At 46.2% G+C, this 16,540-nt stretch carries 15 protein-coding genes; 2 read left to right on the top strand and 13 right to left on the bottom strand.

The features are described from left to right. Nucleotides 1–83 precede the first annotated feature (83 nt). The gene (locus MD588_RS10100) at nucleotides 84–3,185 is read right to left on the bottom strand and encodes an efflux RND transporter permease subunit (RefSeq protein ID WP_265697051.1); all 3,102 of its coding nucleotides are present in this window, start codon (nucleotides 3,183–3,185) and stop codon (nucleotides 84–86) included. Between the two features lie 3 nt (nucleotides 3,186–3,188). Further along, nucleotides 3,189–4,280 (bottom strand): efflux RND transporter periplasmic adaptor subunit, encoded by a 1,092-nt coding sequence (locus MD588_RS10095; protein ID WP_265697050.1) that lies wholly within the window; start codon nucleotides 4,278–4,280, stop codon nucleotides 3,189–3,191. A gap of 134 nt (nucleotides 4,281–4,414) precedes the next feature. On the opposite strand from MD588_RS10095, the gene MD588_RS10090 reads away from it, so the two are divergent. Together MD588_RS10090 and MD588_RS10085 are read left to right on the top strand one after the other, a co-directional pair. Next, nucleotides 4,415–5,329 carry a LysR family transcriptional regulator gene (locus MD588_RS10090; RefSeq protein ID WP_265697048.1) on the top strand — a complete coding sequence of 305 codons (915 nt, stop codon included), beginning with the start codon at nucleotides 4,415–4,417 and terminating at the stop codon, nucleotides 5,327–5,329. Between the two features lie 17 nt (nucleotides 5,330–5,346). Further along, nucleotides 5,347–6,285 carry a LysR family transcriptional regulator gene (locus MD588_RS10085; RefSeq protein WP_265697047.1) on the top strand — a complete coding sequence of 313 codons (939 nt, stop codon included), beginning with the start codon at nucleotides 5,347–5,349 and terminating at the stop codon, nucleotides 6,283–6,285. A gap of 93 nt (nucleotides 6,286–6,378) precedes the next feature. On the opposite strand, the gene MD588_RS10080 is transcribed toward MD588_RS10085, so the two are convergent. From MD588_RS10080 to MD588_RS10030, 11 genes are all read right to left on the bottom strand, one after another. After that, nucleotides 6,379–7,095 (bottom strand): hypothetical protein, encoded by a 717-nt coding sequence (locus tag MD588_RS10080; RefSeq protein ID WP_265697046.1) that lies wholly within the window; start codon nucleotides 7,093–7,095, stop codon nucleotides 6,379–6,381. Continuing rightward, nucleotides 7,092–7,292, bottom strand: coding sequence for a hypothetical protein (locus MD588_RS10075; RefSeq protein ID WP_265697044.1), 201 nt, complete (start codon nucleotides 7,290–7,292; stop codon nucleotides 7,092–7,094). The genes MD588_RS10080 and MD588_RS10075 overlap by 4 nt, the downstream gene beginning before the upstream one ends. Then, nucleotides 7,292–8,551, bottom strand: coding sequence for an FMN-binding protein (locus tag MD588_RS10070; RefSeq protein ID WP_265697043.1), 1,260 nt, complete (start codon nucleotides 8,549–8,551; stop codon nucleotides 7,292–7,294). Before MD588_RS10070 ends, MD588_RS10075 begins: the two co-directional genes overlap by 1 nt. A gap of 78 nt (nucleotides 8,552–8,629) precedes the next feature. Next, nucleotides 8,630–8,908 (bottom strand): hypothetical protein, encoded by a 279-nt coding sequence (locus tag MD588_RS10065; protein WP_265697042.1) that lies wholly within the window; start codon nucleotides 8,906–8,908, stop codon nucleotides 8,630–8,632. Between the two features lie 13 nt (nucleotides 8,909–8,921). Then, the gene (locus MD588_RS10060) at nucleotides 8,922–10,499 is read right to left on the bottom strand and encodes a reductive dehalogenase (RefSeq protein WP_265697040.1); all 1,578 of its coding nucleotides are present in this window, start codon (nucleotides 10,497–10,499) and stop codon (nucleotides 8,922–8,924) included. A 414-nt stretch (nucleotides 10,500–10,913) separates the two neighbouring features. Then, the gene (locus MD588_RS10055) at nucleotides 10,914–11,777 is read right to left on the bottom strand and encodes an AraC family transcriptional regulator (RefSeq protein WP_265697039.1); all 864 of its coding nucleotides are present in this window, start codon (nucleotides 11,775–11,777) and stop codon (nucleotides 10,914–10,916) included. An 85-nt stretch (nucleotides 11,778–11,862) separates the two neighbouring features. Continuing rightward, nucleotides 11,863–12,183 (bottom strand): hypothetical protein, encoded by a 321-nt coding sequence (locus tag MD588_RS10050; protein WP_265697038.1) that lies wholly within the window; start codon nucleotides 12,181–12,183, stop codon nucleotides 11,863–11,865. Further along, nucleotides 12,184–13,818 (bottom strand): 4Fe-4S dicluster domain-containing protein, encoded by a 1,635-nt coding sequence (locus MD588_RS10045; RefSeq protein WP_265697036.1) that lies wholly within the window; start codon nucleotides 13,816–13,818, stop codon nucleotides 12,184–12,186. It abuts the gene before it with no gap. Nucleotides 13,819–13,835: 17 nt separating this feature from the next. Next, the gene (locus tag MD588_RS10040) at nucleotides 13,836–14,942 is read right to left on the bottom strand and encodes a tetratricopeptide repeat protein (RefSeq protein ID WP_265697035.1); all 1,107 of its coding nucleotides are present in this window, start codon (nucleotides 14,940–14,942) and stop codon (nucleotides 13,836–13,838) included. Between the two features lie 169 nt (nucleotides 14,943–15,111). Further along, nucleotides 15,112–15,876, bottom strand: a complete 765-nt coding sequence (locus MD588_RS10035) for an adenosylcobinamide-GDP ribazoletransferase (RefSeq protein ID WP_265697033.1) — start codon at nucleotides 15,874–15,876, stop codon at nucleotides 15,112–15,114. A gap of 33 nt (nucleotides 15,877–15,909) precedes the next feature. After that, nucleotides 15,910–16,515: a histidine phosphatase family protein gene (locus MD588_RS10030; protein ID WP_265697032.1), complete on the bottom strand. Its 606-nt coding sequence runs from the start codon at nucleotides 16,513–16,515 to the stop codon at nucleotides 15,910–15,912. Between the last annotated feature and the right edge of the window lie 25 nt (nucleotides 16,516–16,540).

The raw sequence follows: 16,540 nt of genomic DNA, 5'->3' as shown, positions 1-16,540 counted from the left end.
AATGCAATATTAACAACAACTTGCTTCACGTATCTTTCCCTCGGTTATAAAACTTATAGGAGGGGCAGTGCCCCTCTCATTAATTAGCACTCAGAAACTAACTGTGTACTAATATTTGGTGATTGCCTATTAGGGATACGGAAGATCATTGCATAGCTTACCGGTAACACCACTAATGTCAGTATGGTCGCAAAACCCAACCCAAAAACGATGGTTACAGCCATTGCGGTAAAGAAGGGATTGAAAAACAACGGGATCATTCCCAACATAGTCGTGCTTGCAGCCATACACACCGGGCGAACTCGGCTCACCGAAGAGTCAAATACTGCCGCATACATCGTCTTGCCTGCTGCTAACTCGATGTTGATCTGATCAACGAGTACAATACCATTTTTGATAATCATTCCGCTTAGGCTCAACATTCCCAAAATAGCCATAAAGCTAAGTGGGGCATCAAATAATAACAAGCCAGAAGTAATACCAATCATTGCTAGCGGCACATTGAACCAGATAACCAGCGGTTTTCTCACCGAGTTAAACAGCACCACGGTTATCAGGAACATTGCCAGATAGCCCATCGGCAACGAGCTAACAATACTTGCCTGGGCATCACGAGAGGTTTCATACTCTCCGCCCCACTCCAGTTCATAGCCTTCCGGTAATGCAATAGCTTCAATGTCACTGCGGATCTTGCGCAGAGCCGAGTCGGAGGTTTCACCACTGCCCAATGCCGGATCGGCCAAAACTGAAATAATACGCTTGCGGTCACGGCGCATAATGAGGGGGTTTTCCCACTCGGTAGTAAAATCGTTGACCAATTGAGTTACTGGTACAAACGTATTGTTCTCCGCACTCCATACCTGAAGTTTTAGCAAACTATCCGCATCCAGTCGCTCCTGCACTGGCGCACGGGCAACAATCGGCATCAGGTGGCTTTGTTCACGGTAGGTTCCTACTGCTTTGCCACTGAAATTAATCAACATTGCATTGTCGAGATCTTGCTTGCTGATCCCCACTTCCCTTGCTTGAGCCGGATTAAGCTGTGGGCGAACAACTGATACCTGATTGCGCCAGTCATGACGAATGTTAGCTATCGCGGGTTCATCTCTCATGATCTTTTCCGCCTGGGCGGCTAACTGGCGCAGTACTGCCGGATCTTCACCATAAAAACGGGCTTCAATTTTCGCAGCCGGTGTCGGCCCATTTTCCAGCATCTTGACCCGAAATTGGGCTTGAGGATAATTTTCTTTCAGATGCGCTGTCAGCCCTGGCATGGCTTTAGCCTGCGCTTCCTTATCCGTCATCTCAATGATTAGCTGTGCATAGGCTGCATAACCCTTCTCCGGCGTATAAGGCAGGACAAAACGCTGCGATCCCTGACCAACCACTGAAGTCAGATTCTTCAGCCCCATCTGATGCTGCTGATCATAAGCCATCAGCTCATTTTCTAATTTGCTGACAAACGCTTCGGTGCCACGCGTATCTGTTCCTTCCTGCATCCAGATATCAACAAAGAAAATTGGTGTATTGGACGGCGGAAAGAAAACATTCTTTACGTAGCCCATACCAAGCAACGCAGCCACCAGCATCGCAACCACAGTCGCGATCGTTAGCACTCTGAAACGCATCGCAAAAGTCAGAATGCTGCGATAAGCGGTAAAGAACCAACCTTTATACAGCTCCTGCGGCTCATCGTTGACTTCACCGTCTTTAAACAACAAATGGCAGAAAAACGGCGTAATGGTGATAGCGGTGACCCAGCTGATAAAGAGTGAAATCAGCAAAACTTTAAATAGTGATGCACAGAACTCACCTGTCGCATCTTGCGATAGACCTATTGGGGCAAACGCGATAATGGCAATAATCGTTGCCCCGAGCAGAGGCCACTGTGTCTGTTTGACCACCTCGCCTGCGGCTTCAAACCGGCTTTGACCACGCTGGATCCCGATCAAAATGCCTTCGGTCACCACAATGGCATTATCAACCAGCATCCCGAGTGCAATGATCAATGCGCCCAGAGAGATGATCTGCAACTGTATACCCAGCACATTCATTACAATAAAAGTGCCCAAAATAGTCAGCAACAACACAGCTCCCATCAACAAGCCTGAACGCAATCCCATAAAGACCAAAAGGATCACAATTACTATAGTTACAGACTCGGCAAGGTTGATAAGAAACCCGGTTACCGAAACATCCACCACAGCACCTTGGTCATAGACGGTATTAATCACCATCCCCATAGGAAGGCGGGTTTCAAGTTGGTCGATTTTATCTGATATCGCCTTAGAGACATCGACGACATTGACTCCAGTGCTAAACGAAATACCTAACGACAGCGCCCTTTCGCCCATGTTGTGATACAGCAAATCTGGTGTTTCCGTTACGGTTTTGTAGACCTTAGCAATATCACCCAAGTAAACCAGATCACCGTTACCCGGGGGGCTAACCAACAGACGTTCCATCTCTTTCACGTCAAAAAATTCGCCCGTCGGGTGGATCCGGATACGACCATCACCCACACGGATTTTACCCGCGTTTGAAACGACGTTTTGGGTCTGAATAAGGCCGTAGATGTAATTCTGATCCAACCCCAGAGCCGCTAATTTCTGCTGGCTGATTTCAACCACCACCTGCTCTTGGGGAGCACCGACTACAGAGACTTTTTTTACACCGTCGATCAATACCAGTTCTCGGCGCAAAAAGTCGGCATAGTTTTCTAGTTCTCGGTAACTGTAACCTTCGCCTTTGATATTCATCAGAATGCCGAACACATCTGAATAGTCATCAATGACCATTGGGGGAACAACGCCCGGGGGCAGCTCTACAACGGCATCGTTTACCTTACGGCGCAACTCATCCCAGATCTGCGGTAGCATGGTAACATCGTAACGCTCCTGCATCTCTACTTCGATTTGTGACAAACCGGCACTGTTTATCGATGTAATGTGCTTTACCTGCTGCATCTGCTGAATGGCATCTTCCAGCGGCAGAGTCACTTCTTCTTCCACCTGTTCCGGTGACGCCCCAGGATATGGCGTAATGACCAGTGCACTTTTCAGAGTAAACTCTGGAAATTCAAGCTGACCCAAACCGGTAAATGAAACGGCCCCGCCGATCAGCATCAGCAGAACAAACATCCAGCTGATAACTTTGTTTTTAATACTATAATGAGCTACATTCATGGATTACACACCCCGCTCCCAACGAAGAGGTTTGACATCCATGTCCTGCTTCAAAACACTCGCACCAACAGCAACAATTTGATCGCCTTTATTTATTCCCGACAATACTTCTATTCCCTGTGCGCGTACCTGCCCCAATGTCACTTCAACCGACTCCAGTTTTTGGGTATCTGCATCGTAGCGCCATACTTTGGTCTGCTGCTCTTCATCGCTCTTGAATATTGCTGTCTGGGGCAATACAGCAATCATCGGTGCGGTTTCTTGGTTCAATACCGACATATCAAGTAACAGCTCGGCACTCATTCCTGGCAATACATTAAGACTTTCCGGGCGATTTAGGCTGAATACCACCTCATAGGTCTGGGTGCCAGGACTGACCTTACTAGCATGCTCTTTATAGGTCACAGGATAGAGGGCACCGTGCGATCCGAAGCGAACCAGAGGCTGGTACTCTTCATCCAGCTTCTTGTTATTCAACGTCATCAAGAATGACTCAGGCACTTGAATTTCAACATCTAACAGCTGAGCGCCCTGAAGGGACAGAACTACCTGAGTGGCTTGGATCATCTGGTGATTGTCTCGCTCAACCTTGGCGACAATGCCAGAAAACGGGGCTGTCAGGCGAGTATAATCAAGCTGATCACGCGCTGTCGCCAAAGCCGCTTTGGCTGACTTCAATGTTGCTTTGGCGGTGTCGTATTCTGCTTTGGAGATCAGCTTTCGTTTATAAATCTCTTCTTTACGCTTAAAATCGACAGCAGCCAGCTCATAATTAGCCTCGGCATCCATCAACGCATTTTTAGCATCACGATCATCCAGCTGAGCCAATAATTGGCCCTTTTTCACTTTCTGACCTTCAATCAAATCAAGCTTGACCAGCTCACCGTTAATACGAAAGGCCAAATCCGCCTGCTGGTTTGCTGCGACTTTCGCCGGGAAAATTCGAGTCTGATGACCGGACACATCTTCGATAGTCATTAGCTTCACCGGACGCACCTTTGCTTGCTGCGGAGCAGCACTTTCAGCAAACCCACACCCGGTGAGGACAGTGCTTGATATAAAAAGAGCAAGAATGCTCAAAGAGGCCGATTTCATAGAAGTCTTTCCATTTTTGTGATTTCTCTGGCAATTCTATCGTGCTAGAGTGTTCATAAATACAAAACAATTAAAGACACTCAGTTCCGCTTTTCGGGACATGGTGGTACTACGTACAACTCAGGTAAAAACTCATGAAAACGGAAGACCTCAAGCTATTCCATCAAATCGTAGAAACCGGCAGCATGAGCAAGGCATCCAAGATCCTCAATCAACCCAAGTCCAGCATCAGCCGCCGCTTGAAAGGCCTAGAGGACGAGCTCAACTTGCAGCTGTTTCACCGACAAAATCGCTTAATGCTACTGACTGAAGCAGGCAGTATCCTGTATGAAAACACCAAAACCACTCTCAATCAGCTTGAGCTCGGTATCCAGAAAGCCACGTCACCAAGACAAGAGATCTCCGGTCACCTACGCATTCAGGTACTGCCACTGCCTAACCTACTTGATGTAGGCAGTACTATATTCCGGTTTATGGATCGCCACCCCAAGCTCACTGTTGAAGTGATCAGCAGTACAGAAGACAAGAACTTGATTGAAAACCATATTGATGTGGCATTTAGGATTGGAGAAAAAATCGATGAACCAAATCTAATAGCTCGACCGTTTGTCTCAGCTCATCTTAGTTTTTATGCCAGTACTGAATATATCGAGCAACACGGCGCACCAAAAAATCTTGCCGAGCTGAAAAAACACAATGTCATCCGATTCCGCTTTCCTGACGGACACATCCTCGATCAGCTGCCTATCGGCAAGCAACCTCAGTTTTTGGAAGTTTCCGGCAACCTGATCATTAACAGTATGCCTTTGATCGCTAAAGCCTGTTCGCTAGGAAGAGGAATCGCTTTTATGCCCGAGCAAATTGCTAGTCGCTATGTCGAGAGCGGTCAATTAATCAGACTCTTTGATGATATTGAATCTTTTGTCGGCCAGGGATGGATGGTATACCAGTCTCGAACCAACCTGACATTAGCTGCCAGGGCTTTTATCGATTTCGTTCTGGCTGAAATAGATACGAGTGCCAACATTAAAGAAGAACTTAAACAATAAGGGATTACTGTTAGGCTATGACCAACATCTCCGTTGACGATCTCAAACTTATTAATCTTATTGCCAGCCAAGGCAGCTTCGCCAAAGCCGCAGACTTGTTGAATCTAACCCGACCAAGTGTGAGCCGTAGGGTAAAGTCTGTCGAAGACAGTTTGCAAATATTGCTCTTTAAACGCACAACCCGGCAGCTCGAATTAACCTATGAGGGCAGGCGTTTTATTGAACATACTGTGGCCATGGAACAACAGTGGGTCCAGGCAATTGGAGAAATACAAAGTCAGAAGGCTGAACCGACAGGCAAACTGAAAGTATGTAGCTTGGATCTGCTTAACCGACGTCTGGCACAATTCTGTTTAACCGAATTTTTGGAACAGTACCCGAAAATCGATCTCACACTGTTAACTACCCACGGCATGCCAGAAACTAAAAAATTCGATGCTGATCTGATGTTGCATATCTCCCCGTTAGATGAGCAGGCGTTTATTAGTGAACCCCTGGTGCTCTGTCACCGAAGGTTTTATGCCAGCCCTGCCTATCTGGCCAAAAATGGCGTGCCTCAACATCCAAGGGAGCTGGGTGCCTACCATACCATTGAATGTTCAGAATCAGCCCGCGTGCGTGAACCTGGCTATTGGTTGTGGTTTGAAGATGAAATATCCCATCAGGTGAAGATCAACAGCCGCATGCAGTGTGATGAGCTGGAAGTGGCTATGCATATGGCATTGAATGATTTTGGTATTGTCTGGTTGCCCGATTTTCTGGTCAGGCAATATGTTGCAGAAGGGCGCTTAGTTTCGCTATTTGACGGCAAGTTTGCCGATTCTGTTCCAATATATGCCATTTACCCCAGAAGTCAGTACAGCCCATCTTCAACAAGGGCTTTCATTCATTTTATGCGGTATAACAAGCTGCTTGGTGTCCCCTTGCCTCCCCAACAAGATATCGTTCAACTTTGAGCGTGCTCCTTGTGCGCTAACTCTTTCAGCGAGAATCGCATCAACCTGGCAGTAGATTTTCAAACTCACTACCAGGTTGATTATTGAAAGTTCTTAGTCTGTACCCCTGTAGTTTGACGCCGCTTTACAAGCAGATATTGAATCGCCTGCGGGCTCACCGCAAAAGATCATTGCAAGATGTCGATTTTTTTCACGAACAAGTTGCTTTAAACGCACCACAACTTCACTAACACGATGATCGAAAGGGTCCGATAACTCACGTTGGGCGCGCTCAAACTCGCCCTGTTGGCGATATATTTCCGTTTTCAGCAGTCGGCTAGCATCTTCGCTGTCGAGCAAGAGCAACAACGCCTGAAGATTCTGCTGTTCTTGCTCGGTGAATGGGATCCTTGTGTCTAATTGACGACGCTGATCATTGCTTCGCTGCCAAAACTTGATCCGCAGATAGGCATGATAGTATTCAGCAATATCACCAAGTTGCTGCAATAGCTTTTCGTAATCAGTCAGGGTCAATGACAGATAGGAATTATCATTGTTGTCAGCAAAGCCTTCTTGCTGTGGATGAGGTTGCAGATCAGTCAGGCAGACAATTTCATTACAGTGGCGGCAACGGCCGAGTAATTCCTGCTCTGGCATCTGATCGGCTACCAAAAAACCATCACTCCAAAGTTGTCCTCCCAGCGTATTACCTGACAACAAAGGAACAATTTCGATAGCACTTTGACAATGGGTACAGGCTTTATATTCAGACGTGCCGAACTCCAAATCAGTGTGTGCTTTATCGCTCTCAAGCTGCCATGTGTTTGTCATTTCCCGGACTCCTGCTGTTGGTTCTCTTGATACATTTGTACTGTTGCATGAACTTGGTCGATGGCTCCACCGACAAGGCCTTGCTGCTTAATTTTCAATGCTGACTGAAGGAAAAAAATGATGATCAACACCAAGGTAGCGACGAACATAATGAGTGCGAACGTGTTCGGCTTCCTTTTCTTTCTAGTGGTAGTCATTATTTAGATCTCCGCTGTTTTTGCCGCACATCATTTCCTGTTATATCGGCAATTGGAATGAATTGTGTTTTTGAGCTGATCAGACGCTTAAAAATATTCACCGCTTTGCTGCGCAAGCGCACTAGCTCATTAAGCGTAAAGCCCACAGGACAAAACAGTCGGCACCAGAAATCAGGAACAAACAGTGCCCCTAGTAACGAGAAAGGCAAGATGTACCACTGCATCCCCATACCTTCTAAAGCAAACATCATGGAGAAAGGTTCGTAGGATCCAAGCGCCGGATGTCGCGATAAGAAAATCAACATCAATGACATCCAGATCAGCATCAGAATGATGCTTCTGGCATGACGAGTAACTTGTGGCGTCAGATTCAGACGGATCCCGCTTATCTTATGTAATACCCCCTGTACCGTACTGAAAGGGCAGAGATTATTGCAATATAGGTTGCGTCGAAGAAACACGATACCGCCAAATACGCTAAGCATCATAATCCACCAGATCGGGTGATGCTTAGGGCTGGGGAAATAGCCCAGCAGAATTGAACTGAGGCTACCAAAACTGATTGACGCATTGGTGTAAATCCCCACGTATGCTAATGACAAAAATGGAATAATTACTTTCAGCTTCCGGCTTAGCTTACTTTGATACTGGTTGGCAAATACCACCAAAGCAACCAATAACAACAGGCCGGCTTCTTTAGCGCCAAACTGCCATTGCTCTTCTTGCCAGACAGAGGGCATTTTCAAGTGGTTCACCGCACCGAGATGAACAGCCTGACGCACCGCCGACGTGATCCCGCGCGCTGATATTGTGGCACCTGAATATCCATCAATATCTGAGTCAATCAGAAAATCATCGGTGATCAACTTATCGTTAAACTGGTTGAAAAAATGCTTTTTTTTCAAACGCTCTATGTAGGGAGGTGTTTCAGTGTTGGAAAGCAGAGCTAACTTCTGGATCCGGGGGCCGGTATCAGTCCGATGCGCAAATATACCAACCATCATCAGGCCACCGTAACCTTCGCCTTCTCCCAGTACCACCACGTCTGCATCACCGGGTTGTTGCTTTACCAATTTAAAAACAATCGGTTTTTCATTTTGGTAATCCGCACGCTCTAGTTCTAAATCCCCCATATAGTGAGATAACATTGCCTTATGATTTGGCTGAGAAGCAAGCTGCCCGATCACGAAGGCCGCTAGCAGACTAAGCCAGGCTAGCGTTTTTAAAAAAGTTGTCGTTCGGGAATGAGTTACTCGCATTACCTACTCCGAGTTTCTGTATCAAACAATTCAGCGCTGGAGAAGATACCGCCTGCGCTGATTGCATTCTTATCGTGTTTAGAACATTGCGTCTTTCGGGACGAACTTACGCCAGGCCAGAATAATCATCAGTAAGCCAGGCAAACTGATTAACATCAGCCCCATCGCACCAGATTGAGCTATGCCTTCAAAGAATGAAGCTCCGGCCCAGCCGATGCCGAACAAGATAGCCAAACAACCTGTGATCATCATTGCCCAGCCGTACCAGGGAAGCTTCACTTTAACTGAAAGATATGCCAGTCCCAGCACAGCTAAAGTGAACAGGACCCCCATCAAAAACCACTGTATTAATTCCATTTTTTTGCTCCTCTTATGCCTTACCTACTGCACCAAACACATTACGGTTAGTTTCGTTTACCCGCATGCCTTCACCTGTTTTCCAGAATTTCTTCACTTTTTCTGGATTCTGGGTCGAACCGTAGCCGAAAGCCGGGTGCAACTCTGCCATCAGGCTATGAATAAGCCTTGGCGTGTATGGGTTAATCGCCATGATGAACCAGTGGTGCCAGTAGTCCGGTTCGTTGAAAGTACAGGAGGCAGTGCAGGCCGCACAGTCGGTATCACTCTCCAGCCAGTAGTCAAAACACTTTTTGGCATCAGTATGGAACTTTTTAATCCCTTCGTGATTGGACCATGAATAGCCCGGTTGTTCAGAATGCTCACCTTCAAAGTAAAAGTGCGTGTCATCAGCCATATCGATGGCACCGCTTGGGCAAGCCTCGCCGCATTTTTTACAGCTCTTACAAAACTCGGTGATCCCCCAGCTGTGAGGGACGTCATATTGGACAAAATCAAAATCGGTGTACACTTTGCACAAACGTACACGTGGGCCATATCCTGGTACCAGCAGCTGGTTGTTACGCCCACCTTCGCCGAGACCTGCCGCAATACCATAAGCAACAGAGTTACCCAGGTCGTTTCCGCAGGCCACGGCCTGAAACCCCAACCCTTTGATGAATTTGGCAATACTCGATGCCAGCGTCGCCATCTTGGTATAACCATCACCGACGGTAGCACAAGAGGTTCTGGTCGGTGCCGCAGCCACATTGTCGTAATCCATCGGTACGGCCATTACGATGACTGTCTTGGGTTCAAAGGGAAAATCATGCTCCCAGCTCAACTCCCTATCCTGAACCTTGTAGTGTTCCATCGCATCTTTCATTGCACCAGCCAGTACTTTTTGATCGCGAATCTTGCCGATGCCTTCTTTCGCCATCATATCCATCATTTCAGTCGTCACACCGGCATCATAAATAGGATCATAATCCCAACGTTTGTCACGCCGAGCGATACCACAACGCACGGCACCATAAAGACGGGCAGCAGAACGGATCGCATCAGACGCTTCTTTTTCTGAGCCAAATTGATACTGTTCGTGCTCGACATCAGATTGATCCCATGTGAACAGGCGTGTATTAGGTGTACCACAGGCGCCCAGGCGTAATTCTGATGCGTAAGGGGGAAGCCAGGCAGAATGTTGCAGGGCGGTATCCAGCTGGGTAAACCCCGGACGGGTGTTGTCCCAGTCTTTTTGTTCAAAACCCGGAACCTGCAACTGGAAGTTATAGCGGGGATTATCTTTGTTTAAGCGGCCAAATTGCTCATTGCGCTCTGGATGTTTCATCATCATCAGTGGGCTGAGCGCATAAGACCACACCGTGTCGCGCTGCGCAAAAGGCTTGAAATCATCGGTAACTTCAGGCCAGTCAGGATCTTCCTGTCCCTGAACAGATCCTTTACCAGCCGCATAGCTACCTAGGCCTGCCACTAATGCGGCCCCCCCTCCGACTGCTGCACGTTTGAAAAACGTTCGACGAGACGGGTTATCTAAATCTGCGTCAAGCTGCTCATTGGTTGTATCATTCTGAGAAGTATTTTTTGTAGTCATGGCAATTCCAGGTCAGCAATCAAAACTGAAAAATGGCTTACCGCGGGATAATTGGCGAGCCGTTAGATTGTGAGCAGATGATAGTCCTGAAAGCTGTCATGAAAGAGGTATTGAATGGCAATTGACTATTACCGATTGTGGAACAATACCTAAGTTGTCGGTATGGAATCGTGCAGACGGGTTACTGTAAATTGATTTTGCTCATTAAAAAAATGATTTTTTTAGGTCATTTTTTGATGATGCGCAAAAAGCCTGACAAACCATCCCTACATGACCATTTAGTCGCAAAAACGATACTTCCTGAGATTTTGTGATGAGGTTAACAATATCTTTGGCAACAATCCTAAATACGCCATTAGTGAAGAAATAAGGTGAAGAAACTCCACCTTGAAAACAGCTTTGTATGCTCACAGCCTAATTATTATCTGCGAAAAACTTAGACATGTTACGAAACTCTGTTGGTGAAATATCTGTATGACGGCGGAAAAACTTTGCTAAGTTAGTCGGCTCATTAAAACCCAGAATTAAAGCAACTTCAGAGATTGGTGTAGAGGTATAGCCCAGCAAGCGTTTGGCTTCCAGTAGCAGCCTGGCATCGACAACTTGCTTCGCCGACATCCCTTTGACTTTCTTGCAGATAGTATTTAGTCGCTTAGCCGTCATTCGTAATTTTTCAGTGTATTCGCTCACATTGTGCTTTGTCATATAAGCACGTTCCACTTCATCACTGAACAACTGAAAATCTTCCATTTCTTTACTTTTTGATATTTTCTGCAGGCTGTAATTGGTTCGAAAAAAGATTTTAAAAAGAATGTTTTGCAACAAATTTCGCTGAATATGTCCAGAAGCAATATCTACAGGTTGGTGAAATTCTTCATACAGCGAATCAAAGTCCTTACCGACAACATCTAGCACTTCCGTCATTACGTCAACACTTCGTATCGCTTTCGTCATCGCATAGTTGGCATCAAGGTTATCAATAGGAAAAACCTGGGAGTCTTCAAAAGTGACGACATAACCATTCCACTGAAACTTAGATTCAAAGTAATGTACCTGCTGGGGACTTAAGACAAACAGGGTACCGGGGCGACAGTGGTACATTTTGTTATCGATATAATGAAAACCACTCCCCTCTGTAACGAGTATTAATGCATAAAAATCAACCCTGTGAGGATTAGCGAGCTCTTCACTTCCCCTTCTCGCAAGCAAGTATTTAACAGAATCCGCCCTGATCCCTTGCACATAATTTTCGTTATCAAAAGGTATTGTATTTATCATTTTATATATTCTGCTTCTGCGCCTAATATTGCCCACGAAATAAGAGGGCAAAATGCCCTCTCTTTCTATTTAAGCATTGTATATCTTATTGCTGAGTCATTTTTTCTCTGTCGCTTAACACGAGCAGTATCTTCAAAAGGACTGCTCCACCAACGATGATTGCCGTGCCAACGAATCCCAAAAAATACCAACCGGCATTACCCTCATTTTCACCAAGCAGGGTAAATGCCCCGGCAATAGTGAGTATGAAAGAAAACCACCAGCCGCCTGCCAGCGACCACTTCCACCAGTTCATGCGAAGCTGAAAATCTTCGGCCCATACTTTTGCACTCTGAAAAATGAATACTTGTAGCGCACCTAATATCATCCAAAACAGCGGATCTAATACTGTTGATTGTGGAAACATTTAGAATCCCTCCCAGTTGCCATCATATTCCCAGTCTTTCTTAATATCCGTAAAGAATTCTTCAGAACGTAACCACTCTGGTGGTTGGTGGTAGTTCGCTAATCTACCGCCGTTATGAGGTGCCGCATAAGCTTCTGCGTCAGGATAATAGAAGAAGTTATGCTGCATAGCGAGCAGTGCTTTGCGAGTCATCCCCGTTGGATCTCGTGGATCCGCCTCCTTAACCAAAGCGTGGATCCAGTTATTTCGTCGAGTATAAGGGCAAACTGAAACACATACCCGGCAGCCCTGTTGACCATTTGACGGGAGTGATGACCACATACGGAAGCAACTGTCCTGGTTGAACTCAAACACCTTATAGCCGCGAACGACGATATCAGGCTCATCGGCCATACTGATTGAGCCGCTTGGGCAAGACGTGGCACAGATCTTACATTCTTTGCAAAATTCACGGATACCGATATCAATCGGCTTGTCGTATTCAAATTCAAGGTCTGTGACCACACAAGCAAGACGGATGTTGGGGCCGACTTCAGGAGTGATCAAGCAACCATTGCGGGCTGATTCTCCCAAACCCGCCTTAACCGCAAGCGGAGGCAACGTCATTTCATAGTCACCGCCCGGAACCATTGCCCGACCCGCCCAACCTAAACGGTTCAGGAAGACTTCTAACTTTCCTGACGCAAATCGAACCACACTGTACGCTTCATAAGACGTACCATACGCAGGTGCAGCGTACATAGCATCCCAGCTCATTGGAACACCGAGAACAATCACTGATTTCCAGTGTTCCGGGATTTTATCCCCCCAGTTTTCACCATCATCAGGCGTGCCCCGCATGATGTTCTTAAAAACAAAGTCCGGATCCATTTTTGTAATACCAACAAAACTGCATCCCATCTGGTGAGCAACTTTCTTGATCAGTTTTGTGGCATGAGCCGGAGTCTTAAAGTGGCGCTTTTTAACAACAGGTATCGCTTTCTCCTCTCCTCCCGCGCGCGTTGAGCCGAAATTCAAGCGGGCTTCAGCTTCAGGATCGCCATACATGGGATCGTAGATACTCTTAAAATCAGCGACATCAGGCTCACCTTCCGGCGGAAGTGGCCAGTTTACCGGTACCCCATTCTGACCATACATAGATGCATTGTTAGCATGATCATAAGCATGAGCAATGACATATCGGTCGATATATTTGTGCTGCATTTTGACCGAAAGGCTTCGCTGCCTAAGCGCTTCCATCATTTCAGGCCATCGTTTTGGCCATTGACGATAATAGTTAACGACGCGCAGATCCGGACATGATTCCCAGCCGTCAGCAGGGTTCCACCCTTGCTTGATGGCCTTGCCAATCATATCAAGACGCTTAAACAGAAAATCTTCCCGTTCAGGTCTAGACGTTTTACCAGCTTTAATCAGTGTTGGTGCAGTATCGACTCGGAACGGTTCCCGATCAAAGAACATATCCTTACCCGCAGCCGTTCTTCCCCAGCCGGTATCCTGATCAGGTTCTCGACCAAGAACAAAACCGGTTGATGCACCAACTCCCACAGTCGCAGCAGCGGCCGCTGCTCCTCCTATTTTTAAGAAGTTACGGCGACTCGGATTCTGAGTCTCTTCATCTTTTTCTTTTTTCATCACTATTGCTTCCTATTCTAACTAATGATGAGTGCCATATTTCTGAGTATTGTTTTGTGCTGTTGTTGATATTTCAGTCGTAGCTGAGGCGCCGTTTCGACTAACTTCACATAGGCAACCTCTGCCTCGCTCCATTTATTCATGGCGTATAGAACAATGAACCTCATCTCAAGGCTGTCGGCATCAAATGGTTCGATGCTTAATAGTTCTGTAATATCATCCAGAGCTTGTTCCCAGCTTTTCAGCTCAATATAAGATTTGGCCCGAATGTATTTTAAATCTGTCGCCATCGGGTGAGATTGAATAAATCGGGATACAAGAATGACTACCTCTTCATATTTACCCAGCTCAAAACACGCTATCGCCTCTAATTCATCTAACTCTGATACCGTCTGGTTAAATAACCTCCTAGCCTGTTGGATAACGGTATAACTAACTTCAAAATTTCGCTGGGCGTTATTACAAGAGGCTAAAATCAAATAGGCACCCACCTGTTCTGGCGAAATAACAACAAGCTGGTCTGCGTATTTTTTCGCTTTCCAGAATTGTTCCAATTGAAAATAGAGGTAGGATAAATTGAGTAGGCTTCCTTTATGCTTTTCGTCTTTCTTAAGACTGGCCAGATAATACTTTTCGGCTTTTTTCACTTCACCTTGTAACCCGGAAAGAAAGGCAAGGTGGAACAGCGGCTCGGCTGAGTCCTGCTCTTTTTCACAGGCATTGATAAAGCATTGCTCGGCTTGGCCTAAAACACCAATTTGCATTAAAGCCCGGCCAAAGTTAATGAAGTAAGCCGCCGATGCCTCCATATCTAATGGTTGCAAAACCGAAAGAGCTATTTCAGGTTGCCGATGCCTTAACAGTAATTCACTAGCACTGACTCGCAGATCATGGCTTAAATCCATCTTATGGCCATTGATGAAATAAGTAGCAGCTCTCTTTTGTGATTCCTGAATCAGCTGATGTTCATTATTACTTAATGTCGAAACAACATATTGAATTTCATTTTTCAACATGGCTAAAGTTTCTTCATATTTTTTGTAGTAATCAGGAAGCCTGTCAGACAAGCCAAGAAGCAAGAACAGCTCTTCTAGCCACTGATTGTTTTTTATTGGGTTGTTCATGAGCCTTTTGCCTTCTATATCCTTATAAAAAACAGGGTATATGAGAATAGAAAGGCCAAAAGGTAGAAATTGCCCAAGAATAGATACATTTACGCCACTTTAATTTATCTTGATTTCCATCAATAAATTAAAATGGCGTAGTTATCTACCAGGACCAGAACCGAGAAGTCTAGAAAGAAAAAGAAAGCAGGATGAAATAGCAGATTACCTCGGACATTTGCTGAATAGCACCTAGTGCATCACCGGTGTAACCACCGACTTGCCTGATCAACCAGCGGCTAAAAACCACACGGAATAAAAGCAACGTTATTACCAATGTCAAGCCCACCTTAACGCTTAGACACCCAATAATTATCGCCAGAGCAATTACCAACAGGGTGATAGCGTCATTTTTACTGCTAGGGCTCTGGGCCACTTTCAGCTTCGACTGTTCCGTCTGGCGCACATATGCGTGGGTATAAATAAAGCTCACCGCTAACGAGCGACTGACGACATACGCAACAACCAACGCAACCGGGACAGAAGATAATGAGGTCAGGAGGGTAAATTTCAGCAGCAAGACCAAAACAATCCCCAGCACCCCGTACGCCCCAACGCTGGAGTCTTTCATGATCTCCAACTTTCTCTCAGGGGTCACGCCACCGCCAAAGCCATCACAAGTATCGGCAAAGCCATCTTCATGGAATGCCCCTGTAATATAAACACTGAAGATCATTGCCAAGGCGACAGCAACGTCATTAGGCCAAAGCTGCGAAGACAGGTAATAGAGCAAAGCAGTCAGCGAGCCCACAACCAGGCCCACCAGCCCACAATATTTATAGGATTCGTTCTTCCTCTCTTCACTATAAGGTACCGATTCAGATACCGGGATCCTTGAAAAAATAGCCAGTGATAGCAGAAATACCTGCCACTCACGCAAGAGTGTTCTTTTCATGTTACTACTGAACCTACTGAAGATTTATTCGGATTACAGAGTGGGCCAATGCAATTCCGGCCACTGTCGCCCGTTGTCATCATGATAAACGGTGATAGTCAATTTTGCCGCGTAAGGCACTTTGATTCGTTGCAAGTAGCCTTCTGATTTGGGCATATCAAGGACCAACCGCAATATCTGTTTGATAACTCCCCCATGAGTCACCAACAAAATACGCTTTCCCTGATACTCATCAAGCAGGCTCGACCAAGCAGCTTGGATACGACTGTCGAACTCTTCCAGGCTTTCTCCGTTGGGCGGAGTTGTCTTCCATGGCTCTGACCAAAACTGACTTAAGGTTTTTTGATCGCTTTTCCATACCTCATCTCTCGACCGACCATCCCAGTCACCAAAATTGAGCTCTATAAAATCAGACTCCTCAACCACAGGGGTGCAGTATTGCTCTGCATGCCGGTAAGCAAAATCCGCACAGCGTTGCAAGGGAGAGGTCACCACCAGATCGAAGGCATCACTGCCGGCGACGGCCTTGTGCATTTGGCTGCCCCCCTCCTCTGTGAGCAAGAAGTCGGTATGGCCGCGAAAACAGTCATCCCCCTCAGGCAAACCATGACGCAACAGTTCAACTCGGGTTATTGTCATCTCTTATCCATTTATCGACTAATCC

Origin of the sequence: Photobacterium obscurum, from assembly GCF_026191635.1 — a bacterium.
Taxonomy (GTDB): domain Bacteria; phylum Pseudomonadota; class Gammaproteobacteria; order Enterobacterales; family Vibrionaceae; genus Photobacterium; species Photobacterium obscurum.
Note: the sequence above shows the minus strand (reverse complement) of the source record. Positions and strands in the feature narration are given on the sequence as shown.

Excerpts from the sequence above, each read along its gene's own strand:
- MD588_RS10085 (WP_265697047.1), top strand. The coding sequence starts at position 5,347 with ATGACCAACATCTCCGTTGACGATCTCAAACTTATTAATCTTATTGCC.
- MD588_RS10055 (WP_265697039.1), bottom strand. The coding sequence starts at position 11,777 with ATGATAAATACAATACCTTTTGATAACGAAAATTATGTGCAAGGGATC.
- MD588_RS10065 (WP_265697042.1), bottom strand. The coding sequence starts at position 8,908 with ATGGAATTAATACAGTGGTTTTTGATGGGGGTCCTGTTCACTTTAGCT.
- MD588_RS10095 (WP_265697050.1), bottom strand. The coding sequence starts at position 4,280 with ATGAAATCGGCCTCTTTGAGCATTCTTGCTCTTTTTATATCAAGCACT.
- MD588_RS10070 (WP_265697043.1), bottom strand. The coding sequence starts at position 8,551 with ATGCGAGTAACTCATTCCCGAACGACAACTTTTTTAAAAACGCTAGCC.
- MD588_RS10060 (WP_265697040.1), bottom strand. The coding sequence starts at position 10,499 with ATGACTACAAAAAATACTTCTCAGAATGATACAACCAATGAGCAGCTT.
- MD588_RS10100 (WP_265697051.1), bottom strand. The coding sequence starts at position 3,185 with ATGAATGTAGCTCATTATAGTATTAAAAACAAAGTTATCAGCTGGATG.
- MD588_RS10045 (WP_265697036.1), bottom strand. The coding sequence starts at position 13,818 with ATGAAAAAAGAAAAAGATGAAGAGACTCAGAATCCGAGTCGCCGTAAC.
- MD588_RS10080 (WP_265697046.1), bottom strand. The coding sequence starts at position 7,095 with ATGACAAACACATGGCAGCTTGAGAGCGATAAAGCACACACTGATTTG.
- MD588_RS10075 (WP_265697044.1), bottom strand. The coding sequence starts at position 7,292 with ATGACTACCACTAGAAAGAAAAGGAAGCCGAACACGTTCGCACTCATT.
- MD588_RS10035 (WP_265697033.1), bottom strand. The coding sequence starts at position 15,876 with ATGAAAAGAACACTCTTGCGTGAGTGGCAGGTATTTCTGCTATCACTG.
- MD588_RS10030 (WP_265697032.1), bottom strand. The coding sequence starts at position 16,515 with ATGACAATAACCCGAGTTGAACTGTTGCGTCATGGTTTGCCTGAGGGG.
- MD588_RS10040 (WP_265697035.1), bottom strand. The coding sequence starts at position 14,942 with ATGAACAACCCAATAAAAAACAATCAGTGGCTAGAAGAGCTGTTCTTG.
- MD588_RS10090 (WP_265697048.1), top strand. The coding sequence starts at position 4,415 with ATGAAAACGGAAGACCTCAAGCTATTCCATCAAATCGTAGAAACCGGC.
- MD588_RS10050 (WP_265697038.1), bottom strand. The coding sequence starts at position 12,183 with ATGTTTCCACAATCAACAGTATTAGATCCGCTGTTTTGGATGATATTA.